This window comes from Campylobacter concisus (assembly GCF_003048575.1).
Taxonomy (GTDB): Bacteria; Campylobacterota; Campylobacteria; order Campylobacterales; family Campylobacteraceae; genus Campylobacter_A; species Campylobacter_A concisus_U.
Map to the genome: position 1 here is coordinate 79,666 of NZ_PIRZ01000004.1, position 23,040 is coordinate 102,705.

Annotated in this window: 18 protein-coding genes; 12 read left to right on the forward strand and 6 right to left on the reverse strand. The window is 36.6% G+C overall.

Translation table 11 applies throughout. The features are described from left to right. Positions 1-43: 43 nt before the first annotated feature. The 3 genes from gyrB to dnaA form a co-directional block, all read right to left on the reverse strand. On the reverse strand, positions 44-2,353 hold the full coding sequence (gene gyrB / locus CVS84_RS05820; protein ID WP_107691545.1) for a DNA topoisomerase (ATP-hydrolyzing) subunit B: 2,310 nt from the start codon (positions 2,351-2,353) through the stop codon (positions 44-46). Between the two features lie 15 nt (positions 2,354-2,368). Beyond that, positions 2,369-3,436, reverse strand: a complete 1,068-nt coding sequence (dnaN, locus tag CVS84_RS05825; protein ID WP_107691546.1) for a DNA polymerase III subunit beta — start codon at positions 3,434-3,436, stop codon at positions 2,369-2,371. 154 nt (positions 3,437-3,590) lie between these two features. Further along, positions 3,591-4,901 carry a chromosomal replication initiator protein DnaA gene (gene dnaA, locus CVS84_RS05830; RefSeq protein WP_054195855.1) on the reverse strand — a complete coding sequence of 437 codons (1,311 nt, stop codon included), beginning with the start codon at positions 4,899-4,901 and terminating at the stop codon, positions 3,591-3,593. A 122-nt stretch (positions 4,902-5,023) separates the two neighbouring features. Between dnaA and ruvC the strand changes: the two genes are divergently transcribed. The 4 genes from ruvC (at position 5,024) to CVS84_RS05850 (ending at position 7,967) form a co-directional block, all read left to right on the forward strand. After that, positions 5,024-5,503, forward strand: a complete 480-nt coding sequence (gene ruvC / locus CVS84_RS05835; RefSeq protein WP_178140253.1) for a crossover junction endodeoxyribonuclease RuvC — start codon at positions 5,024-5,026, stop codon at positions 5,501-5,503. A 17-nt stretch (positions 5,504-5,520) separates the two neighbouring features. Continuing rightward, on the forward strand, positions 5,521-6,210 hold the full coding sequence (locus tag CVS84_RS05840; RefSeq protein ID WP_107691547.1) for an MOSC domain-containing protein: 690 nt from the start codon (positions 5,521-5,523) through the stop codon (positions 6,208-6,210). Between the two features lie 133 nt (positions 6,211-6,343). Next, entirely contained in the window at positions 6,344-6,859 is a 516-nt protein-coding gene (gene luxS / locus CVS84_RS05845; RefSeq protein WP_107691548.1) for an S-ribosylhomocysteine lyase, read from the forward strand. 1 nt (position 6,860) lies between these two features. Next, positions 6,861-7,967, forward strand: coding sequence for a DNA adenine methylase (locus CVS84_RS05850; protein WP_107691549.1), 1,107 nt, complete (start codon positions 6,861-6,863; stop codon positions 7,965-7,967). Between the two features lie 51 nt (positions 7,968-8,018). Here CVS84_RS05850 and thyX read toward each other — a convergent pair whose 3' ends face one another. From thyX to CVS84_RS05865, 3 genes are all read right to left on the reverse strand, one after another. Continuing rightward, positions 8,019-8,648, reverse strand: coding sequence for an FAD-dependent thymidylate synthase (gene thyX, locus CVS84_RS05855; protein ID WP_107691550.1), 630 nt, complete (start codon positions 8,646-8,648; stop codon positions 8,019-8,021). A gap of 118 nt (positions 8,649-8,766) precedes the next feature. Next, the gene (gene flgE, locus CVS84_RS05860; protein ID WP_107691551.1) at positions 8,767-11,211 is read right to left on the reverse strand and encodes a flagellar hook protein FlgE; all 2,445 of its coding nucleotides are present in this window, start codon (positions 11,209-11,211) and stop codon (positions 8,767-8,769) included. Between the two features lie 120 nt (positions 11,212-11,331). Further along, a complete protein-coding gene (locus CVS84_RS05865) occupies positions 11,332-12,699 on the reverse strand; it encodes a Na+/H+ antiporter NhaC family protein (protein ID WP_087578090.1) in 1,368 nt (455 codons plus the stop codon). 119 nt (positions 12,700-12,818) lie between these two features. Between CVS84_RS05865 and pyrE the strand changes: the two genes are divergently transcribed. From pyrE to ccsA, 8 genes are all read left to right on the forward strand, one after another. Further along, positions 12,819-13,427: an orotate phosphoribosyltransferase gene (gene pyrE / locus CVS84_RS05870; protein WP_084041979.1), complete on the forward strand. Its 609-nt coding sequence runs from the start codon at positions 12,819-12,821 to the stop codon at positions 13,425-13,427. A gap of 244 nt (positions 13,428-13,671) precedes the next feature. Then, positions 13,672-14,361: a response regulator transcription factor gene (locus tag CVS84_RS05875; RefSeq protein ID WP_107691552.1), complete on the forward strand. Its 690-nt coding sequence runs from the start codon at positions 13,672-13,674 to the stop codon at positions 14,359-14,361. Beyond that, positions 14,351-15,778 (forward strand): DUF3365 domain-containing protein, encoded by a 1,428-nt coding sequence (locus CVS84_RS05880; protein WP_107691553.1) that lies wholly within the window; start codon positions 14,351-14,353, stop codon positions 15,776-15,778. Before CVS84_RS05875 ends, CVS84_RS05880 begins: the two co-directional genes overlap by 11 nt. A gap of 96 nt (positions 15,779-15,874) precedes the next feature. After that, on the forward strand, positions 15,875-17,941 hold the full coding sequence (locus CVS84_RS05885; RefSeq protein ID WP_021090404.1) for a multiheme c-type cytochrome: 2,067 nt from the start codon (positions 15,875-15,877) through the stop codon (positions 17,939-17,941). A gap of 44 nt (positions 17,942-17,985) precedes the next feature. Further along, positions 17,986-18,744 carry an FKBP-type peptidyl-prolyl cis-trans isomerase gene (locus CVS84_RS05890; protein WP_072595292.1) on the forward strand — a complete coding sequence of 253 codons (759 nt, stop codon included), beginning with the start codon at positions 17,986-17,988 and terminating at the stop codon, positions 18,742-18,744. 21 nt (positions 18,745-18,765) lie between these two features. Continuing rightward, positions 18,766-19,437 (forward strand): 4Fe-4S dicluster domain-containing protein, encoded by a 672-nt coding sequence (locus CVS84_RS05895; RefSeq protein WP_107691554.1) that lies wholly within the window; start codon positions 18,766-18,768, stop codon positions 19,435-19,437. 1 nt (position 19,438) lies between these two features. Next, the gene (gene nrfD / locus CVS84_RS05900; RefSeq protein WP_087584878.1) at positions 19,439-20,404 is read left to right on the forward strand and encodes an NrfD/PsrC family molybdoenzyme membrane anchor subunit; all 966 of its coding nucleotides are present in this window, start codon (positions 19,439-19,441) and stop codon (positions 20,402-20,404) included. A gap of 14 nt (positions 20,405-20,418) precedes the next feature. Next, the gene (ccsA, locus tag CVS84_RS05905; RefSeq protein ID WP_107691555.1) at positions 20,419-23,034 is read left to right on the forward strand and encodes a cytochrome c biogenesis protein; all 2,616 of its coding nucleotides are present in this window, start codon (positions 20,419-20,421) and stop codon (positions 23,032-23,034) included. Positions 23,035-23,040 lie beyond the last annotated feature (6 nt).

Genomic DNA, 23,040 nt, shown 5'->3' on the forward strand with positions numbered 1-23,040 from the left:
TTTATTTTTTGCTAATTAGGTCAAATTTAAATTTGATCACCTTTTATATATCTAAGTGTTTAACGTCTTTTGCGTGGTCTTGGATGTAATTTCTCCTTGGTTCGACCTCATCGCCCATGAAGAGATTAAACGTGTCAGAAGCACTTATAGCGTCGTTTATATCAATCTTTAAAAGTCTTCTATTTTCAGGGTTCATAGTTGTCTCCCAAAGCTGCTCAGGGTTCATCTCACCAAGACCTTTATAGCGCTGGATATATGCACCTTTTTTCGCATTTTTCTCTACTTCATCAAGCACATCTATAACGTCACTATGCAAGTCTAAGCCGCGCTCTTTTATCTTTTGGCTAATGTAAAGTGCCTCTTCATAAAGTGGGTTTGTGAATAAATTTTCATTTACCACAAGCTCTTCTAGGCCACTTTCAGTTTGCACATAAATTCTAATCTCATCTTCGCTAACATAGTGGTTTAGGATATTGTGACCCTCAGCTTTTAAGAAATTCTTTAAAATTTCAAAAATTTCATTGTAGCTTTTTGAGACGATGTCTGGATTTTCTATCATATAGCGGATCGCTGAAAGGACGTTAAAGCGTTTTTCAAGCTCTTTTAAGACGCTTCTATAAGCTGCAACGATCTTTAAAAAGTCAATCAAATCCGTACTACCGATACCCTCTATATCAACGCCTTCGATACCAGTTTCGATAAGAAATTCATTTAATGCCTTTTCATCTTTTAGATAAATTTCTTTCTTGCCTTTTTTATAGCGATAAAGTGGTGGCTGAGCTAGGTAGATGTGGCCGTTTTCTACAACTTTATTTAAAAATCTAAAGAAGAAAGTTAAAAGCAGTGTCTGGATGTGACTACCATCGACGTCGGCATCGGTCATGATGATGATCTTATGATATCTAAGCTTCTCAGCGTCAAATTCATCTCCGATACCGCAGCCTAGCGCTGTTATCATATTTTTTATCTCATCAGACTTTAAAATTTTATCTAGTCTTGCCTTTTCAACGTTTAGAATTTTACCCTTAAGCGGCAATATCGCTTGAAAAACCCTATCACGCCCCTGCTTTGCTGAACCGCCCGCAGAGTCGCCCTCCACTAGGTATAGCTCGCTAATTACTGGGTCTTTGCTCTGGCAGTCAGCTAGTTTGCCAGGGAGCGTACCTACACTCATACTCTCTTTTTTGCGAGTTAAATCCCTAGCTTTTTTAGCGGCTTCTCTACCACGAGCTGCCATTAGAGCTTTATCCATTATCGCTCTTGCTTCGATAGGGTTTTCTTCAAAATACTTTGTAAGCACGTCAAAAACCATCTTTTGAACGATAGGTTTTACGTAGCTTGAGCCTAGTTTACCCTTTGTTTGTCCCTCAAACTGAGGCTCTGGCACTTTTACGCTCACAACAGCAATAAGTCCCTCGCGGATATCTTCGCCAGTTATCTTTGTATCTTTTTCACGTGCAGCAGCGTTTGCTTGAACATAGTTTGTGATGACTCTTGTAAGGCCCGCTCTAAAGCCTGCCTCGTGCGTACCACCATCTGGAGTTTTGATGTTATTTACAAAGCTTAGTAAATTTTCACTATAAGTGTCGTTGTAAAGAAGGGCAAAATCAACCATAACATCATCTTCGCCGCCGCTAAATGATACTGCTTTACTAACAGCATTTGCCTTATTCATATCAGTTACAAAGCTCTCTAACCCGCCCTCAAAATGAAAGCTCTCGCTTCTGCCATTTCTTTGATCTTTAAAATTTATAGTTATCTTTGGGTTTAGATATGCTAGCTCGCGAAATCTCTTAACTAAAATTTCATCGTCAAATTCAGTCACTTCAAATATGCTATCATCTGGCCAAAACTCAACTTGCGTACCTGTGCGGTTTGTAGTTTTTATAACTTCAAGATCGCTTTGAGGAATACCTTTTGCAAATTCTTGTCTGTGAAGTTTTCCATCACGTTTGATATTTACGACTAGCTTTTTAGAAAGTGCATTTACGACAGATACACCAACGCCGTGAAGACCGCCTGAGACTTTATAAGTATCCTTGTCAAATTTACCACCAGCGTGAAGAACAGTTAAAACAACAGTCGCAGCTGAAATTTTCTCAGTTGGGTGCATATCTACTGGGATACCACGGCCATTATCGCTAATGATCGCTGAGCCCTCACGTGTAAGCTCAACATCTATCGTATCGCAGTATCCTGCCATCGCTTCGTCGATAGAGTTATCAACTACTTCATAGATCATGTGGTGAAGACCGCTTATGTTAGTATCACCTATATACATGCCTGGGCGTTTTCTAACTGCCTCAAGTCCTTTTAGTACTTTAATATTTTCTGCGCCGTAATTATTTTCCATAACCTAGACCTTATTTTATAAATTTATTGGCATTATCACTGTTGTTAGTTCCTTTGAACTTACAACAAATGCCAACGAGCTTTCATTAAATCCAAGCTCAAAATTTTCATCTTCGATACTAGTTAAGAAATCAAGCAAGTATCTATTTTTTATGCCTATAAAGAATTCATCTTCTAAGCCAGTTTGATAATCAATCATAGTTTTTGCTTCAGAGTTATCTTCTATAACACTTTCAAATGTTATATTGTCTTTTGAAAAAGTTATTTTCATTGTATCACTTAGCATTGAGATAGTTTTTATACCCTCTATCATCTTATCTCTACTTAGCTGAAGTCTTTTTCTTACCTCTTTTGGTATTACACGCTCGTAATCTGGGAATTTACCATTTATAAGTTTTGTGAAAAATTCAAAATTTTGACTTTGAGCGATTAAGATATTTTCATCATAGTAAATTTCTATCTTGTCAAAAAATAGTTTTTGTATTTCATTGATAGCTTTTTTAGGGATTATTAGTGAAAATTCTTTTTCAGTTGGTGTTTGAAATCTAAATACACTAAGCCTTCTTGTATCAGTACCAACGATATTTATAAAGTCTTTTTTAATATCAAGAAAAGCTCCGTTTAGTTCAAATTTTGGGTTATTACTATCAATACTTGGTAAAATTTTCTTTAAACTTCTTCCTAACATAACAGCATCAACATCAAATTTTGATTTGCCCTCAATCGTTGGAAATTCTGGAAAATCTTCAAATTTATACATTGGAAGTTTGTATTTTGAGTTTTTTTGTTTTATATAAAGATAGTTATTTACAGTTTCTAACATAACTTCTTCGTCTTTTAGACTTTTTATAATGTCAAGTAGTTTTTTACCATTTGCAGTTGCATAACCTTGATCAACGATTTTTACATTACTTAGCTTATATGCTAGTCCTATCTCATGATCAGTTGCTTTTATATTTAAAACTCCATCTTTTGCTGAGATATAAATATGAGAAGTTATAGCACTAAGATCTCTTTTTTCAAGATATGGATTTGTATTTGTTACTATGCTTTCAAGCATATTTTTGTTTATTAAAACTTTCATTAAAAACTTCCTTCTATTTTTAAATTTAATTTTTTTGTTTTAGTAGGTGATGTTAAAAAGTGAAAAGTACTTTTAAACATCGAAATACAGCTATTTAAAATGTGAAAGATTATATTTTCTTTTTCACATTTATTCACAAATTTCATATTGTATTTTATCCTTTTGTCAAAATTTTGTTTTTTAATTCAGTAACTTTTAGACTAAAAATTTCATTAGTTTGTATTAGCTCATTTATCTTTTTAATATTATGACTAACGGCACTGTGATCTTTCATACCAAAATAGTTTGCGATTTGTGGCATTGAGTTTGTTGTAAGCATCTTTGCAAGATATATGATGATTCGTCTTGCTTCTACGATATTTGTAACTCTTGATTTGCTTTTTATATCACTTTGTTTGATATTTAGTTCTTTGCTAACTATTTCAACGATAGTATCGAAATTTATATTTTCACGTTTTTCTTTGATCAAATCTTTTAATATACTTTTTGCAAGATCAAGTGTGATCTCTTCTTTCATAAGAGTTTTAAATACGTTTAAATTTATGATAGCTCCCTCGATCTCACGGATATTATCTCCCATGTTTGTAGCTATGTAGTTTATGACCTCTTTATTTAGATCGATTTTATCAAATTCACATTTTTTGATGATGATGGCTATTTTTGTATCAAGTTCAGGCGGCGTAATATCAGCCATAAAAGCCTTATCAAATCTTGAAATCATCCTATCTTCAAAGCCTTTTAGTGTCTTTGGAGGTCGATCTGAAGTCATAACTATTTGACCATTTTTTGCTAAAAGTTCATTATATGTGTTGAAAAATTCCTCTTGGATTTTATCAGTTTTACCAAGAAACTGCACATCGTCTATTAGTAAAACATCGCAGTTTCTATATTTTTCACGAAATTTTGGCATTGAGTGGTTATTTATGTGACTGGTAAAATCTATCATAAATTGTTCGCTAGTTACGCAAATAACGGTTTTTCCTTTATTTAGGCAGTGATTTCCGACTGACTGGAGTAAGTGAGTCTTGCCAAGTCCCGTCGTGCCATATATAAAAAGTGGATTATAAAGTACGCCAGGTTTTTCAGCGGCTGCTTTTGCGCTTAAAAATGCGTATTGATTTGACGCTCCACAGACAAAATTTTCAAATGTGTAGCTTGGATTTAAAATGCTGCTTTGTGTTTTTATCTGCTTAACATTTATTTGATTTTGTTTTGATACCTTGCTACTTTTAGTAGATGAAATTTCTATATTTGGTTTTATGCCTGTTCTAACTTCATATAGATGAGCGATTTTATCAGCATATCTTGTATTTATAAATTTAGCCATCAACTCATTTGGTGCAGTAAATACGATAATATGATCGTCTGAAGCCTTTTCGTTAAATTTTAATTGTTTGATATAACTTTGGTATTCTTCAGGTGAAATTTGTGTTGAAAGATTTTCTAAAATTTCGTCTGCTATCAAATTTTTATGCCTTAAATTTCGAGAATTTTTATAGTGATACTATCTTAATTTTAATAAAACCTTTGTTAAACTCTGACAAACTTTTTCACATCGTGAAAAAGTCGTGAAAAAGTATTGAAAAGATAGTGATGAAAATTTTAGGAATCGATCCAGGTACGAAGAATTGCGGTTACGCGATACTTGAAAAAAATAAATTTAAAACTACTCTTCTTGAAGCAGGACTCATAAAAATAAAACCAAACACACTTCAATATCAAATCACCGAGCTTTGCGAGGGGCTTGATCTCATCTTTAAAAATCATAAATTTGACGAGGTTGCGATCGAAGATATATTTTTTGCTTACAACCCAAAAACGGTTTTAAAGCTCGCTCAGTTTCGAGGAGCACTTAGCCTTAAAATTTTACAGCTTCATGGTGATTTTGCCGAGTATACGCCGCTTCAGGTAAAAAAAACTGTCACTGGCAAGGCCAAAGCTGATAAAGAGCAAGTGGCGTTTATGGTGAAGAAAATTTTAGGTATAAACAAAGAGATAAAACCACTTGATATCACCGATGCGATTGCGATCGCGCTAACTCATGCAAATAATTTAAGAATAAGCTAAATTTTGATAGGAAAAAGATGGCAATAGTAAAAGCATTATTAATCGGCGAGGTGAAAAATTATGGCTCGCAAAGTGCGACTGATAAGCTAAATTTACCTTGGAGCTCAGCTATATTTAAAGTATCTCAAAATGGTGAAATTTTTGCAAATGAACTTGGCTTTGTGGGCGATAGCGTCGCTGATACAAAGCACCATGGAGGCCCAGAAAAAGCTATATTTGCAAATTCGTTTACAAATTACGCTGATTGGGAAAGTTTTTTAGGATTAAAAAATATGGCTTATGGTGCGATGGGAGAGAATTTATGCATTGATGGACTTGATGAGAGCTGCGTATATGTGGGCGATATCCATAAGGTGGGCTCGCTTGTGCTTCAAGTCTCGCAGCCTAGAAAGCCATGCTTTAAGCTCTCAAGAAGATGGGGCAATGAAAATATGGCTACTCATATCTTTGAAACCGGCTTAACTGGCTGGTACTACCGCGTCATCACACCAGGATCGTGCAAGGCAGGCGACGTGATAGAAGTTATAGAAAAAGATCCAGTTCATATGAGCATTTTAGAAGTAAATAGACTTTTTTGCGCTCCAAATAAAAATTTAAATTTACTAGAGAAATTTAACTCTCTCACCACTCTTCCAAAAAGTTGGTATAGTGACATGGAAAGACGTATTCAAGGTATTTATAGTACGGAATATATGAGAAATTTATAATAGTAAGTAAAATTTTTATTATTTTAATACCCACAAATACTCAAATATTATTAGGCTCGTGTAAATTTACATGGGCCTTTAAAATTTTAAACATTTTTTTCGCTAGAATTACCAAAAATTTAAAGGAGAAGATATGCCATTACTTGATAGTTTTTGTGTAGATCATGTAAAAATGCAAGCCCCAGGAGTAAGACTAGCAAAAAGTATGAAAACGCCAAAGGGCGATGATATCAGCGTTTTTGACTTGAGATTTTGCAAGCCAAATGAGGAAATTTTGCCAGAAAAAGGCACTCACACTTTAGAGCACCTATTTGCTGGTTTTATGAGAAACCACATAAATGGCAACGGCGTGGAGATCATAGATATTTCACCGATGGGTTGCAGGACTGGCTTTTATATGAGTGTGATCGGCACACCTAGCGAAGAAGCTGTAAAAAAGGCATGGCTAGCTTCGATGAAAGATATCTTAGAAGTCAAAGATCAAGATAAGATCCCAGAGCTAAATAAATTTCAATGTGGCACCTACAAGATGCACTCACTTGAAGAGGCACACGCCATAGCAAACAAAATTTTAGCCCAAGGTTTAGTCATCATAAATAACGAAGAGATCAAGCTTAACGTTGATTCTATGGGACTAAAAAAGCACTAATTTGAAGCCAGTAAAACAAGAAAATCAAGCCTATCTAAAAGAGCAAATTTTAACCTATCTTGGTAACAAACGCTCTCTTTTAGGCTTTATAGATCTAGGCGTAAAATACGCAAAAGACGAGCTTAAAAAAGAAAAGCTTAGCTGCTGTGATCTCTTTAGTGGAAGTGGCGTGGTGGCTAGATTTTTAAAGCAAAATAGCGAATTTCTAGTCGCAAACGACTTGGAGCTTTACAGCTTCATCACAAACTCATGCTATTTGCAAAACGCCACAAACGAGCTAAAAAATGAGATAAATTTCTGGCAAAAAAAGCTTGAAAAAGAGATAAAAAATAACCTTTCTGAGGGCTTTATAACAAGGCTTTACGCCCCACAAGATGATAAAAATATTACCGAGGGTGAGAGGGTTTTTTATACTAGAAAAAATGCCATTTTTATTGACACAGCAAGAAGGCTCATAGATGAGTTAGTGCCAGCTGAAATGAAAAATTTCTTCATAGCTCCACTTCTTTATAATGCAAGCGTACATGCAAATACAAGTGGAATTTTTAAAGGGTTTCATAAAAATAAAGAGGGTATCGGTCAGTTTGGTGGACGAGGACAAAATGCCATCTCAAGGATCACTTCTGATATAAATTTGACTAAGCCTATCTTTTCAAATTTTAATGTACCATTTGAGGTCTATCAAAAGGACGCAAATTTGCTCGCAAAAGAGCTTGATGGGCTTGATCTAGTCTATCTTGATCCACCTTATAACCAGCACCCATACGGCTCAAACTATTTCATGCTAAATCTCATCGCAAGCAACACTGAGCCAAGTAAAATTTCAAAAATTTCTGGTATCGCAAAGGACTGGAACAGATCAGTTTTTAATAAAAAGTCATCAGCAAGCGAGTCATTTTTCGAGTTGATAAAAAATTTAAAGGCGAAATTTATTCTAATTTCGTTTAACTCAGAAGGCTTTATCAACCAAGATGAATTTGATAAAAATTTAAACAAAATGGGCAAGGTTCATCTTCTTCGTAAAAAATACAACGCATACCGTGGTAGCAGAAATTTAAAAGCTAGAAATATCTACGTAGACGAGCTACTTTACATTTTACAAAAGTAAATTTACTGACATTTCATCACTTCTAAATCACAAACCACGCTAACGTAAATGTTAGTTTTGCTCATCATCTGGCAAGCATTTTTCAAAGATAAATTTATGTTCTTCAGGTAAGACATCGTAGATGGCATTTGCTAAATTTCTTATCTCCCAAAGGGCTGATTTTGAGCTTCTTAGAGAGATGAAATTTTGCAAGCTTCTAGCATTTATGCTCCATGTAAGCTCAGTTTTATAGCACTCTGGCAAGCAGTATTTGACGATGTCAAGGCTTTTTGTGGTTGAGGCTAAAATTTCGCGCAAATTTTCAAGCGCTTTTATGCTTGCATTATCGACTAACTCGTCATTTGTTAGCACGATAAATTTAGCCGCACGCTCAAACTGCCCTACTTCAAATTTTTCCTCTTTTTTTAGCTCTTTTAGTGTGTAGCGAGTTGATTTGACGCTTAGACTTGCTATGCGGTGGCGGGCTAGCTCTTGAAGTAGTGCGCGAGAGATGCCTTGGATGTAGAAGTTATAATATAGGTGCTCTAGCGTTGAAGCGTGTTTAAATTTATTGCCTACTCTATCTATTAGCTCAACATCTTTTTCTCCACCGTTGTCGCCTTTTTCAAAGCTTTGCCAGCATGTGCGGATCGCGTGAGAGCAGATATTTAGTGGAGTGTGATTTAGTAGTGTTACTTGCATTTTTTCTCTTTTGTAAAATTTTTTAGCATTTTACAAAAAGAAGGCTGATTTTATTTGTAAATTTAAAGCATAAATTTCAAAGGGAGACAAACGCTCCCTTTTGTAAAAGTATTAGTTATTATTGTTTTAATTGAAGAAGTGTATTTAGCATCTCATCACTTGTTGTGATCGTTTTTGAGTTTGCTTGGAAACCTCTTTGAATAACGATAAGATCTGTTAGCGCACGGCTTAGATCGACGTTACTAGCTTCAAGTTTTGAAGCTGCGATCGTTCCCTTATCGCCTGTGCCAGCTGCACCGATAACTGCTTCACCTGAGTTTGCGGTTTGTGAAAATACGTTTCCGCCCTCACTTTGAAGACCTTCGTTATTTGTAAAGGTAGCAAGTGCTACTTTAGCTAGGCCAAAGCTTTGACCATTTGAAAATGAGCCTATTATCGTTCCGGTCTCATCTATTTTTATGCCGTTTAATGTGCCGCCTGTGTAGCCATCTTGTGAGATTGACTCAGTTGATGAGTCTTTATCAAAGCTTGTTAAGCCGTTAAAGTCAGTTCCAAGACCAAAATTTAGACTAATGTTTTGGCCACTTTGTGAGCCGTTGTTAGCTGAAAATGTTATCGTTGCTGGGTGAAAACTTGCAAGTGAGCCATTTGCGTTAAATCTAGCTGTTCCAGTTATAACGTTATCTGGACCTTCACCTGTGTAGTTTATCTTAGCTGGCTCTGGTACTTGTATAACCATGCTCCACTCAGTTCCGCCATCTGTTGTAGTACCTGTCTTTGTCCATTTGATACTAACTGTGTGTTTTGAGCCAAGTGAGTCAAAAATTTCTGCCGTTGAGCCGTGGCTTGACATCATCATCTTTCCACTTGCTCTTAGAGCTTGGCCTGGGCTTAGTGCGCCATCAAGTGCTTTCATAATAGTTGTAAGTCTAACATTTTCATTTATAGCTGAGTTGTTTGTACCTTGAGCCGGCTTTGTAAGACCAGTTGTTGTCATATAAAGTGCATGATCTGCTACTTCATTTGATGGGTTTTCTAGTTGAAATTGACCTAGTTTATTTACAGTGATCTTTACGCCATCGTTTGTGTCATCGCCTGCAAGTGCTTGAAGTGCTGCGATACCAGCTGCGTGCTTTTGATCTGGAGTACCAGTAGCAGCGGCATATGCTGTATTATAAGCTGTTTGATATGCAGTGTTAGTTATGGCTGCTCCACCAGTTCCAGGTGCTATTCTATGTGCTGCGGTTGCTAGTTTTGCCGCATCAAGTGCATCTGAGTTCGCGTTTATTTGGCCATCGCCGTTGTAGTCAACGTGGTTTCTAGCATCTTCTTGCATAGCAGCACGAAGATCTTCTGTTGTTGTTACTTGTCTTGCGATTTTATCGTTATTTGGATGAACAGCTGTTGTTTGAGAACTCGTATAGACATATTGATAAGCTGTGATGATATCTTTATCAGCTAAACCAGTAACCGTATTTCCGCCATTTACTTTTAAATGGATATTTTTTGTCTCTTCAGTAGTGCCTGAGTTGTTTCTATTTATAAGTGTTAATTTATTGCCTTCTGAAATTTCAGCTCTAACGCCAGTTTTATTGTATTGAGCGTTGATCGCAGCTGCAACATCACTGATACTTGTTATTGTGTTAGCTTGAGATTTGATGTTTGTGCCATTGATTGTGATATCAAGTGTTGCTGCTGGGTTTATCTGTCCGATACTTTGTGGCAATCCACTTCCTACTGTAAATTTTTCGGTTTTAGCATTTGCATAGCTTACCCAGATACCTTGTCCATCTCTTAAAGCAAGGCCATTTCCAAGCTCATCAAATGTAACACCAAGATCGACACCACGCTCTGTTAAGCTTTGTTCTTTTCTTGAGTTCGTATAAAACTCATCGTTATTTGTATCATTTTCGTTGTGGACTTCATTTGCATTTAAAATTCCGTCATTGTTATAGTCACGTCCGCCAGCAACAGAGTCTAGTGAATAAATAGGAGTGCTTCTTTGTCCTATGGTGTTGCCTGAGTCAAGGTTGCCTTTTATCTTTACTTCTGTTGTGGCTCTTGCTGGAGTAGTAAGACCCTCTTTTATCACGATATTTTTTATAGGACCTGTTGAGTCAATAGTGCCAGTTTCTTCATCTCTTGTCCAGCCTTGAACGATATAACCACTATTGTTTACAAAATTTCCAGCTTTATCACGGACAAAGTCACCATTTCTTGTATAGTATCTTGTTGTTCCGCCATCTGGAGATACGACGAAGAAACCATTTCCTTGAAGTGCAAGGTCTGTTTGCTTATCAGTAGATGTTAGTGTACCTTGTGAGAAAATTCTTGTAGTTGAGTTTATAGTCGTTCCTAGACCTATTTGCATAGCATTTTGACCGCCTAGCTGACCTTGTGGAGCGGTAGCTACTCTTGGAGTTTGGCTTAGTATATCAGCAAAATTTGCACGGTTGTATTTATAACCATAAGTATTGACGTTTGCGATATTATTGCCTTCTACGTCCATGGCTATCTGGTGGGCTTGTAGGCCTGAAACACCAGACCAAAGTGATCTCATCATTGACTTATCCTTTTTGCATTTTAAATTTTTATATTTTCAAAAGCAAAAGATGTTCCAAAAATTTATATTGATAAAAAGGAGAAAAATAAAAAAGAAATTTGGCGTTAATTACGCCAAATTTTATCCAAGTATCATTGCACCTACGATACCACCGATGATAAGTGGGATATTGAAAAATACAAATGTAGGCACGCAAGTATCATATATGTGATTGTGTTCGCCATCAGCATTTAGACCGCTTGTCGGCCCAAGTGTGCTATCGCTTGCTGGGCTTCCAGCATCTCCTAGAGCTGCAGCTATGCCAACTAACAAGATGATGGCTGGTACGCCAAAACCAAGGCTAACGCATAGTGGCACATAGATAGAAGCTAAGATAGGGATCGTACCAAAGCTAGTGCCTATGCCCATCGTAACGAGAAGTCCGATAAGAAGCATCAAAAATGCTCCGCCTATCTTGCCGCCAGATACCAAGCTAGCGTATTTTACAAGCTCATCGATACCGCCACTCTCTCTTAAGATAGTGCCATAACCTGCAGCAACTAGCATGATAAATGCGATAAATCCCATCATAGCAAGGCCGTTATCCATGATCTTATCTACTTTTTTGTATTCGATACCGCCAAAAACGACCATAACCAAAAGTCCAAGTAGTGCGCCAAGAGGTAGCAGCTCAGTATAAATTTGCACACCAAAAGCCACAACTGCACCAGCTAAAACCGCCCACTCTTTTTTAGTCATCTCAAGGCTTTTTGCGCGCTCGATCTCATCAAGCTCTTCTTTTTCAAATTTTGAAGTTTTATAAGCTCTTTTTTTACCATAAAAAAGTATGGCAAGGATAAGTCCAATAAGCATCGAAGCACCACCTATCCACATAACAGAAGAGATATCAGAAATAGATGTAGTTATGCCGTTATTTGCTAGCTCTTTTTTTAAGATATTGTGAAAAAGCAGACCAAAGCCAACGCTAAGGCTTACATAAGGTGCTTGAAGACCAAATGTCAAAGCACAAGCCACCGCGCGTCTATCTATTCCCATTTTGTTCATAATAGCAAGAAGTGGCGGGATCAAAATAGGTATAAAAGCTATGTGAACTGGGATTAAATTTTGAGATAAGCACGCTATAAATGCGATAGTTAGTATAAAAATCACTTTATTTGAGCTAAGGAATTTACTCAAAGCATTTATCAAGATAGCAGTTAAATTTGTATTTGCGATGGCGGCTGCTAAAGCACCAAGTAAAATATAACTAAGCGATGTTTCAAGATTGCCTTGCATACCGCTTATGAGGCTTTGTGTAGTCTCTTTTAGGGCTGTAAATAGGCTATCGATTCCACCTGCAATGCCACTTTCAAATCCACTAAATCCATGCTTATACATTACTCCCGCAACAAGAGCAGAGATAAGGATAGAAAGCAAGATGTTAAAACGCAATAGACAAAGTATCGTCATTACCAAAATGCTAAAAACAACAGGGTTAAATATAAGCATGAGCGTCCTTTTTGTGAGTGTTGAGAGATTATACAAATGTGTGGCTTATTAAATTTTAAAAAGAGTGGCTTAAGTGGGCTTGTGTTAAGATTTTGAGTAAATTTTAAAAGGAAAAAACGATGGATTTAGAGAAAATTTATAAAGAGGCTGGGGCATATTTAGAGGGACATTTTTTACTAAGCAGTGGCAATCACTCGCAGTTTTATCTACAAAGTGCAAAGGTGCTTGAAGATCCAGCTTTGGCTGGAAAGCTAGCTGACGAGCTTGCCTGTGTGATAGAGAAATTTGGTATTAAATTTGATAGTGTTTGCTCGCCTGCGCTTGGAGGAATTTTAGCTGGTTATGAGCTCGCACGTGCGGCAAAGAAACGATTTATCTTTACAGAGCGAGTCGAAAAGGTAATGAGTCTTAGACGTGGTTTTGAGGTGAAAAAGGGTGAGAAATTTATCGTTTGTGAGGATATCATCACGACCGGCGGCTCAGCACTTGAAGCAGCGCACGTGATAGAGAGCCTTGGCGGCGAGGTAGTTGGCTTTGCAGCGCTTGCAAACCGTGGCTTTTGTAAGGTTACAAATTTAGACAATGAAGCTAAGCCAAATGCTAAACTACCAAGCGATAAGCCATTTTTTGCTTTAGGAAATTTTGAGTTTGAAATTTATGAGCCTGAGCATTGCCCACTTTGTAAAAATGGAAGCAAAGCGATCAAACCTGGAAGCAGAGGCAACTAAAATTTATACTATAAATATAGCTATCTTTCTTTTTTAAATTGATCGATAGCTAAAATTTTTAGAAAAATCCAAAAATAGTACTTATAGAAAAATTTTAATCAAGACTTCAAATCATTTCAACAAAAATTTATAGTTTAATTTTTAAAAGTAATCTGTCTTTTATATTGGTATGAATTATTTTTTAGATAATCTTATTTTTTAAGCTACCAAGTGATAATATCTGCTCAAAAAGCGAGATGAAGCTATGCAAGAATATGATATTTTAGACGTTTTATCAAATAAAAAGGTCCTTTGCCTTGAGGATGAAGAGGCGATTTTAAAAAACATTTGTACTTCGTTGGAGCTCTTTTTTGGAGAGGTAACAGGTGTGCAAGACGGCTGTGAAGCACTTGAGCTAGCTCTGAGTGATGCTTACGATGTTTTGGTACTTGATATAAGCGTGCCAAATATCGATGGCCTAGAGATCGCCAAAAAAGTAAGAGCGATCAATCAAAAAATTCCCATTGTGATTTTATCAAGCCACGTCGAGCAAGAGTATTTGTGGAGAGCAGTTGAGTTAAAGATCACAAGATATCTTGCAAAGCCATATGATAAAAAGTCATTTATAAAAGCCCTAGAAGACGTTGCTTTAGAGCTTGTTGGACGCAAGCCGACTCTTAGGCTAAATGATGAATTAGAATACGATTTTGGTAAAAAAGTACTTTATATAAATGGTGAAATTTCTCATCTAAGTAAGAGCGAAAGTAGGCTTTTAGAGTATTTTTTAAACAACAAAAATCAAACTATAACTTATGAACAAATTTTTGATTACATTTGGGAGTATGAGCAGCCAAGCAAAGAGGCGATAAAGACGATCGTAAAAGAGCTTAGAAGGAAGCTTGGCAAAGATGTGATTAAAAATTTATATGGTGTAGGTTATCTTTGTGAAATATAAATTTCAGCTAATCGTTAGTGTTTTTATCTTTGTTTATCTCTTAATATCCGCACTTGTTTTAAATTTTTATAATAATCTTGCAATGAAAGATGCCAAAAAAGAGGCGTATTATGTGCTTGAGAGTATAAATTCTGTAAGAGAGTACATTGCAGGCGTTCAGCGTCCGCTAATAGAGCAGCTAAAGCATGATGGCATTATAAAAGAGGATTTTTTTGACGAGAGATTGCTTTCATCTTCATATATAAGCCGTGAAATTTATAATATCCAAAAGAAAAAATACAATCTTGACTTTGACTACAAACTAGTAGCCATGGCACCTTTAAATAAAGCTCATGAGCCAAATGAATTTGAAGCGCAGGTGTTAAGAGGCTTTAAAGAGAATAAATTTAGTGAGTTTTCAAAGATTATAAAAGATGAAAATGGCTCACAATTTTTTGTAGGACTTCCTATAAAAAGTCAAAATACATCTTGCTTAGCCTGTCACAATAGCGAAAGTGCTCCAAAACAGATGTTGGATCGTTATGAAATTTCAAATGGAAAAATTTCTGAAGCAAGTGAGATGATGGCAATGCTATCTTTTAAAATCCCACTACGTGCCATTTTCTCTTACCATCTAAAAGAGGTTATCATCATAATGAGTGCGATAGCCTTTGTATTTGGGATATTTTTGCTACTTGTTTATAAGATGCATAGGCGTGGCGAAGAGAGTAAAAGGCAGACTGAGCAGCTAATGATACATCAAAGCCGCCTAGCCTCAATGGGCGAGATGATAGGCAATATCTCGCATCAGTGGAAGCAGCCTTTAGCTCAAATCAGCTCAGCTTTAATAAATTTAGAACTCTATCAGGAGCGAAAAAAGCTCGATGAAGCAAAAATTTATGAGTTTATAGAAGAGACTAGCAAGCAGATAAATTTCATGTCTGAAACGGTTGATGATTTTAAAAACTTTTTTAAGCCAAATACTTTAAAAAGGGAGTTTAGCGTAGAGGAAGTGATAAATCAGACTATAAAAATTCTAAACGCCTCACTTAAGAAATATCAAATAGAAATAGAGATCGATATAAGAGAAAATTTTACGATTTTTGCAAATTTTAATGAAATAATCCAAATTTTAATAAATATTATAAATAACGCAAAAGATGCATTTAAACAAAGCTATGTAAAGCCAAGAGTAATAAAAATTTATACTTTTGTAAAAGATAATCGTAAAAATTTATGCGTGCAAAATAATGCGGGAGCGATAAAGACTTCGTTTTTAAAGGTTATCTTTGAGCCACACTTTAGCACAAAAGAGTCTGGCAGTGGGCTTGGCCTATATATGAGCCGGCTAATCGCTAACAAAAATAACGCGCTAATCTTTGCTAGAAATGTAGATGAAAATAGTATTACATTTACAATTAGTTTCGAAAATTTATAATTTATTAAAATTCCCCCTTTTCTACCCTTTTTTGGTGTTAGTATTATCAGTATGAAATCATTTTGATTTTAGGATAAAAAATTTAAAGGAGGGCACATGAGAAATCTACAAAAAGCCTTAGCTGGTTTGCTCATGGGTGTTAGCATCTTCGCTTCACAAGCCTGTTGCGAAGAGCATAATATGCAGATGTCCGATAAAGCACGTGATGTTATCGCAAATCCTAAAGGCACACTGCAAAGTAGAGGTGTTATCTCCTTGCAAGACTACGTTGTAGAAGAGCAAGAGATGTATAACTGGTTATTTAAAAACCACCCTATTTTTACAAAATATGGTGGTAAAACCGTCGGTAAAATGGTTGTTCACGACCGTGGCTTAGAGTGGCTTGCCGAGGGACATGGCTTTGATATGTCAAAGCTTAGTAAAAGAGATGGCGGTAAGGGCTATAGCTCTATGATGTATAGAATTCCAGCCACTTCATCGCTTCAGTTTCCTAACAAATTTGTAGGACCAGAAAAGTGCGGTGAGTGTCACCCAGCTCAGTATGAAGTGTGGAGCAGATCTCGCCACGCAACTACTATGCGTTTCCCTGGCGAGCACCCAGAGGTTAATAACAACCTAACTGAGCCAGTATTTGACAAAGATACCGCTTCTATCCTTCCAAAAGGTATCACTCCAGATGTTATCTACGCAACTGTTGGTCACTTAAGAACCAAAATGGGCTATGTTGATGCATGGCTACTTCGTGGTACTTACTACGTTGAGGGCGGTTTGCTAAGAGATGGTACAGGTCAGATCGTAGCTGGTGGTAACCAATGGCAAAGAACATGGGCGTTAAATTTAGACGACGCTACTGTTAAAAAGATAAAAGAGCTTGTCCCAGAATTTCCTGGCACTCTTGAAGAGTACGGCGATAATGGCGGATATGTTAGAGGTCTAGCTTCATATGCCGCAAAACATAAAAAGTCGATGTTTTTCCAAGCAAACTCATCATATTGTGAAGTTTGTCACCCAGTTAAATTCGACTTTAAATCAAAAGCAGAATTTTACGCAGCACTTGGTAATGCTAAAGAGCTTCAAAAACACACTATCTCAAAAGGCGTAAGCTGTGAGGAGTGCCACGGAGCTGGCGGTCACCTTGATGGGGCTACAAATTTTAGAACATCAAACTGCGAACGCTGCCACCAAAGATTTAACTTTAGCCCAGATCTAGCTCGTGCTAATCCGCTTAATAACGGTAAGCTTGATCTCTCACTTAGCTCTAAATTTAAATCAATGGGACCAGGATGTGGTTCTGAAGGTTCACAATCATACTTTACAGCTCACTATGACAAAGGTATGAGATGTGTTACTTGCCACGATCCACACGACAATACAGGTCCAGTTGTAGGTGATAAGAGTGTAACAGGTATGAACTATAACTCAGAACAAGGTTATCTAAGCTCATTCTATACTAAACCAAAGATTAGAAAAGAGTGTAAAGATTGCCACGAAACTCAAGCATATATCGCATCTAAAGCAGATACTCACAAAGACAACACTTGTGCATCTTGCCACATGCCATTTATGATGAGTTGTGAGAATTTCTACGCTGTTCAGTTCCAAGACAACGCTGGCTTTGATACTCAAAGAAGATCTCACATCTGGAAGATCATGGTTGATCCAAAAGAGAAATCTCTAGTACCAGGCGATGCTGCTAAAGGTCCAAGAGATGCTAAAGATTGGCACTTTGAGAGAGATAAAAATGGCCATAACTACGTTGACTTGATGTGGGCGTGCGCTAGAACATCTTGGGCTGATAAAGATATGAAAGATACCAAAGGCTGCCACAGCCCAGTACTATCTGAGCTAAAACCAACACTTCACTTCAAAAACCAAAAACAAGTTTATGATGAAGTTATGGGATGGCAAACTCCAGTTAAGAATGAATTCTCTGAAGTTAAGATTGGTATTGAAGGACTTTACTCACTACTTGAGACTAAAAAACTTGATGCAAGTGATAAAGTAAGAGTTTATGAGCTTATCCAAAATGCTCAAGAGATCATCGATATGGTTGAAAAAGATGGTTCGTGGGGTATGCACGGATTTAAATTTACTAAACAAAAACTCGATGCATCAAAAGAGTATATAAAAGAAGCTCAAAGAATTTTGAATAAAAATTTATAGCATTTAGGGGCTAGTCTTAGCCCCTTTAATCTTAAGGGTTTGATATGAAAAATAAGGTTTTAAAATTTACGCTACTTCTTAGCTTAAGTGCTTCTGGCTTGCTTGCAAATGTAGATTCAAATGAGTCTTACGCTATGGGAGCGACAAGTGGTGGATATGTTTTAAAAGGGTTACTTGAACAAAAACAAATAGGCATTAGCTACGATGCTGAGGCTGTTATCAAAGGTTTTAGTGATGCACTAAAAGGAGAGCTAAAACTAAGCGATGATGAGATAGCAAAGCTACTAAACAAAAGAGCTGAAAATTTAGACAAGATAGTAAAAGAAAAAGAAGCCGCCATACTTAAAGAGAATTTAAAGCAAGGTAAGGCTTTTATGGATAAAAATGCAAAAAATAAAAATGTAAAAACGACAAAATCAAAATTGCAATATGAAATTTTAAAATCAAGCAAAAAGGGAGCGACTCCAAAACAAGAGAGTATCATCATAGCAAACTACAAAGCTAGCTTTATCGATGGTAAGGTCTTTGATGAGACAAAAGAGGCTCCAGCTCATCTTTCTATGCTAAATTTGATCCCAGGTCTTGAAGAGGGCTTAATGCTCATGAAAGAGGGCGATAAGTTTAAATTTGTTATCCCGCCAGAACTTGCGTACGGCGATAGCGGCATGGAGGGCATACCTGGAGGCGAGACTATCGTTTTTGAGATAGAGCTTGTTAAGGTCTTAAAGCCAGGTGAGTTAGCCGAGGCTGCAAAGAAAATTCACGAAAAAGAACTAAATGAGGGCATTAAAAAGCCTCATTAAGATATAAAAATGGAGTTAAAAATGCAAAATCAAAAAAACAGAAGAGCCTTTTTAAAAAGCATGGTAGTTGCGGCTGCTGGTGCTGGTGCGGCAAGTAGTGGTTTTGCTTTTAAGAGTGAAGAAAGTGTAAAAAAACCACACTTTGGTATGATATTTGACCAAAATAAATGTGTTGGCTGTACGGACTGCGAGATAGCTTGCAGAAAGGTAAATTTAGTCCCAAAAGGACAGATGAGACTTTTTATAGAAGATAAGACTAATCCTAAAAATTTACTCGATAAAAGATTTGTAAGAGTATCTTGTCAGCAGTGCGTCGATGCGCCTTGTGTAGCTGTTTGTCCGACCAAGGCTTGTCATAAAGACAAAAAAACTGGCATACAAACTACAAATATAGATGATTGTATCGCCTGTAAATATTGCATCGTAGCCTGTCCATATGATGTGAGATATATCGATAAGGTTACGCACTCAGCTCAAAGCTGTAACTTTTGTGTAGATACAAATTTAAAGGACGAAAAAGAGCCAGCTTGTGTAGAAGCTTGTAGATATGAGGCGATCGTCTTTGGTGATCTTAACGATGAAAATTCGCACATCAGTAAGCTACTAGCCGTAAAAGATAGCATAAGGCTAAGAGCAGAGCTTGGCACAAAACCAAGCCTTAGATATATTCCTAAAGTAAAAATGGGGGTGTAAGATGGATGGTGCATTAAATTTTACTGCAACATTTTCGCATGGAGTAGAGTGGGGCTGGCCGATTGCTGTTTATCTTTTGCTAGCTGGTATGAGTGGTGGAGCGCTAATTGCTGCTATACTTTTAAAACACTATAAAAAGCAAGAGAGCTTTAGTCCATTTTTTAAGGCTGCTTCGCTTTTAGCATTCGTTAGCATCATGCTTGGTATGGTTTGCTTGATAGCTGATCTTGAAAAGCCGCTTTTATTTTGGAAAATTTTGATTAATTATAATTTCACATCAGTTATGTCTATCGGTGTTGCTGGACTTTGTGTATTTATACCGCTTAGCTTTTTGATGTGCCTTTATGCATTTAATGATGAGATTTCAAATTTCTTAGCCAAAAGCTTAAAATCCTTTAGCACTCTTTTTGCGCTAATAATGAAAATTTTAATACCGCTTTATCCATTTTTAAGTCGTATTTGTCTTATTTTTGCTGTAATAATTTGTGCTTATACTGGATTTTTGATCTCAGTTTTGATTAGATTTCCACTCTTAAACACAGCTGTGCTTCCAGCTTTATTTATAGCTTCAGGACTAAGTGCTGGCATAAGTGGCAGTAGCTTAGTCGCAGCAGCTTTATTTAAAGAAGATCCACATTCAAGCGACCTTCATTCGCTTCATAGCGTAGAATTTAGCGTTTTGGGAGCTGAAATTTTACTCATTTTAATGCTTTTTGTATCGCTTTTACTTGGTTCAAGTTATCAGCAAAATGCAGCTGTTGCTTTTTATAGTGGCGTTTGGGCAAATTTCTTTTGGCTTGGTGTTGTGCTAGTTGGCTTTATTGTGCCTTTTGTTTTAAATTTTGCATTTGGCAAAAAAGTAGCTAGCCTAAAATTTAGCTTTTATATCAGTTCATTAGCGGCTGTTATTGGTGTTTTACTGCTTAGGGTGTTTATACTTTATGCGGGACAAACTTATAGCATTTAAAGCAGAGGCGAGCGATGAGAATTTTAAATATCTACCGCTTGTCTTTGATATTATTATTTATTCTTGCTTTTGGTGCAGGACTCGCGACTTTTTTAGAAAATTTTTATGACACACAAACGGCCAAAGTGCTTGTTTATGAAGCGCTTTGGTACGAGTGCGTCATGGCTGCTTGTGCTATTTGCTTAGCTATTAGCATCGTAAAAACCAAGATGTATAAAAAATTTGGCGCATTTTTGATACATCTTGCTTTTATCGTTATCTTCATCGGAGCTGCGCTTACAAGGTATTTTGGCGAAGAGGGCGTTATGCATCTTAGAACCTTGCAAAGCTCAAATGTAATGCAAAGCGTTAAGCCTTATCTTAGAGTCGAAATGCTTGGAGAAAATTTTAGTTATCCATTAAAATTAAGCTTATTTGGTAAAAACGACTTTGAGTTTAAAAATTTTATAGATGGCAAGGAATTTATAATTAACTTGCTTGGGTATAAAAAAGATGAGAAAAATGCTCCGGCTACGCTTAGTTTAGAGATAAGTTTTAACGGCGAAAAAAAGAGTGTTAAACTAAAAGGCGGAGCCGGATATGAGCTAGAGCCTAGTGTGCTAAGTTTTGGTGGGCAAGAGGTGAAATTTTACTTTAGCTCAAAGGCTTTAAATTTACCATTTTCATTAAAGCTTGACGAGTTTATTTTAGAGCGATATGCGGGGCTAAATAGTCCATCATCTTATACAAGTAAAGTAAGTATCGCTGGCGGCAAGTACGACATCTCGCTAAATAATCCACTAACGATTGATGGCTATAAAATTTTTCAGTCTTCATACGATCCTGACGAGCTTGGAAGTGCTTTTGAGATCAGTCGTGATCCTGGCAAAATCCCAACTTACATAGGATATTTTTTGCTTTGCCTTGGCTTTGTGGCAAATTTATTTAGTAAAAAGAGTAGATTTTTTAGGCTGCTAAATTTTATAAAAGGTTCGCAAATCGTATTTTTGGCTATTTTACTTTTAAATGCTACTCCAAATTTTGCCAATGAAAATAATAAAAATTTAGAGGCACATGCGGGCAAATTTGCCAAAATTTTGACTCAAGCTGATAGTAGAATCGCTCCAACTGGCTCTTACTCAAGAGCTGTGATAAGTAAAATTTCAACCAAAACTACGCTATTTGGGCTTAGTAGCGAGGAGTTAATGCTATCTTTTGCTATCTCGCCAAAAGAGTGGATGGATAAAAGGATAGTAAAGATCACAAGCGAGCGTGTGGGCGAGCTTTTGGGAGTTAATGAGAAATTTGCTAGTTTTAACGATGTCTTTAACGAAAATGGCGAGTATAAGCTGGCTAAATTTGTAGAAGCTGCCAATGAAAAATCCGCCTCAACAAGAGATAAATTTGACAACGACGTTATCAAATTTGACGAGAGACTAAATGTCTTATATCTTGCATTAAAGGGAGAAATTTTAAAATTTATACCAGCTAAAAATGGCGATAAATTAACGTGGCTAGGTGTAAATGAAGCCTTTGGCTCAAGCGAAATTTCAAGCGAGCTTAAAAGCGTTTTAGGCGCTTATATAGAAAATTTAAGCCTTTGCGTAAAAAGTGGCGAGTGCAAAGAGGCTGATAGGAGTTTGGAGAAAATTTCAAGCTATCAAAGAAGCACTCTAGGCTCTCTTGCGCCAAGCGAGGCAAAGGTGGAGCTTGAGGTGCTTTATAACCAAATGGAAATTTTTAAATTTCTTATATATTTTTACATGATCCTTGGGCTAGTTTCGCTCGCTCTTGGCTTTTATAGGCTATTTTCTGGAAAGAAATTTAGATTTGAAAGTGCATTAAGCCTTGCATTTTATTTTGGCTTTGTGGTACATTTGTTAAATTTAGCTCTTCGTGCTTATATCTCAGGGCATGCACCTTGGAGTGATGCCTATGAGAGCTTAGTGTATATCTCGCTTGCAAGTGTACTAGCTGGAGTTTTATTTTTTAAACATCAAAGCTTTGCTCTTGGAGCTGCTTCACTTTTTGCAAGCGTGAGCTTGCTGGTCGCTCATCTAAATTTTATAAATCCACAAATAACAAATCTAGTCCCAGTTTTAAAGTCATTTTGGCTTAGCGTGCATGTAAGTGTTATCACGGCAAGCTACGGCTTTTTGGGCTTTAGCTTTGTGCTCGGGCTTCTTGGGCTTCTTTTAATGGCTATAAAAAATCAAAAAAATGAGCAAAAGCTTAGTGAACAGATAAGATACCTCGCTGTAACTGATGAGCTAAGCCTCATCATAGGACTTAGCTTGCTAACTATTGGAAATTTTCTTGGCGGCGTCTGGGCAAATGAGAGCTGGGGTAGATACTGGGGCTGGGACAGCAAAGAGAGCTGGTCGTACATTACGATAATTATTTATGCCATTGTGCTTCATTTAAGATTTATCCCAAGATTAAAAAATATTTTTACCTTTTTAGTAGCTAGTGTACTCTCTTTTGGTTCAGTTATTTTTACCTATTTTGGTGTAAATTTCTATCTAAGCGGACTTCACTCATACGCAAATGGCGATGGATTTAGCGTTTCAAATTTGCTTTATTTGCTTTTAATGCTCTTGGCTTTGCTAATCGCCTTTGCTTATAGAGGTAAGGATATAAAAGAGATTTAGGAGATA

What these genes read in the sequence shown, in the direction of transcription:
- gyrB (WP_107691545.1), bottom strand. Translation starts at nt 2,353, where the DNA reads ATGGAAAATAATTACGGCGCAGAAAATATTAAAGTACTAAAAGGACTT.
- dnaN (WP_107691546.1), bottom strand. Translation starts at nt 3,436, where the DNA reads ATGAAAGTTTTAATAAACAAAAATATGCTTGAAAGCATAGTAACAAAT.
- CVS84_RS05840 (WP_107691547.1), top strand. Translation starts at nt 5,521, where the DNA reads ATGGCAATAGTAAAAGCATTATTAATCGGCGAGGTGAAAAATTATGGC.
- luxS (WP_107691548.1), top strand. Translation starts at nt 6,344, where the DNA reads ATGCCATTACTTGATAGTTTTTGTGTAGATCATGTAAAAATGCAAGCC.
- thyX (WP_107691550.1), bottom strand. Translation starts at nt 8,648, where the DNA reads ATGCAAGTAACACTACTAAATCACACTCCACTAAATATCTGCTCTCAC.
- flgE (WP_107691551.1), bottom strand. Translation starts at nt 11,211, where the DNA reads ATGATGAGATCACTTTGGTCTGGTGTTTCAGGCCTACAAGCCCACCAG.
- CVS84_RS05865 (WP_087578090.1), bottom strand. Translation starts at nt 12,699, where the DNA reads ATGCTTATATTTAACCCTGTTGTTTTTAGCATTTTGGTAATGACGATA.
- pyrE (WP_084041979.1), top strand. Translation starts at nt 12,819, where the DNA reads ATGGATTTAGAGAAAATTTATAAAGAGGCTGGGGCATATTTAGAGGGA.
- CVS84_RS05875 (WP_107691552.1), top strand. Translation starts at nt 13,672, where the DNA reads ATGCAAGAATATGATATTTTAGACGTTTTATCAAATAAAAAGGTCCTT.
- CVS84_RS05885 (WP_021090404.1), top strand. Translation starts at nt 15,875, where the DNA reads ATGAGAAATCTACAAAAAGCCTTAGCTGGTTTGCTCATGGGTGTTAGC.
- CVS84_RS05890 (WP_072595292.1), top strand. Translation starts at nt 17,986, where the DNA reads ATGAAAAATAAGGTTTTAAAATTTACGCTACTTCTTAGCTTAAGTGCT.
- CVS84_RS05895 (WP_107691554.1), top strand. Translation starts at nt 18,766, where the DNA reads ATGCAAAATCAAAAAAACAGAAGAGCCTTTTTAAAAAGCATGGTAGTT.
- nrfD (WP_087584878.1), top strand. Translation starts at nt 19,439, where the DNA reads ATGGATGGTGCATTAAATTTTACTGCAACATTTTCGCATGGAGTAGAG.
- ccsA (WP_107691555.1), top strand. Translation starts at nt 20,419, where the DNA reads ATGAGAATTTTAAATATCTACCGCTTGTCTTTGATATTATTATTTATT.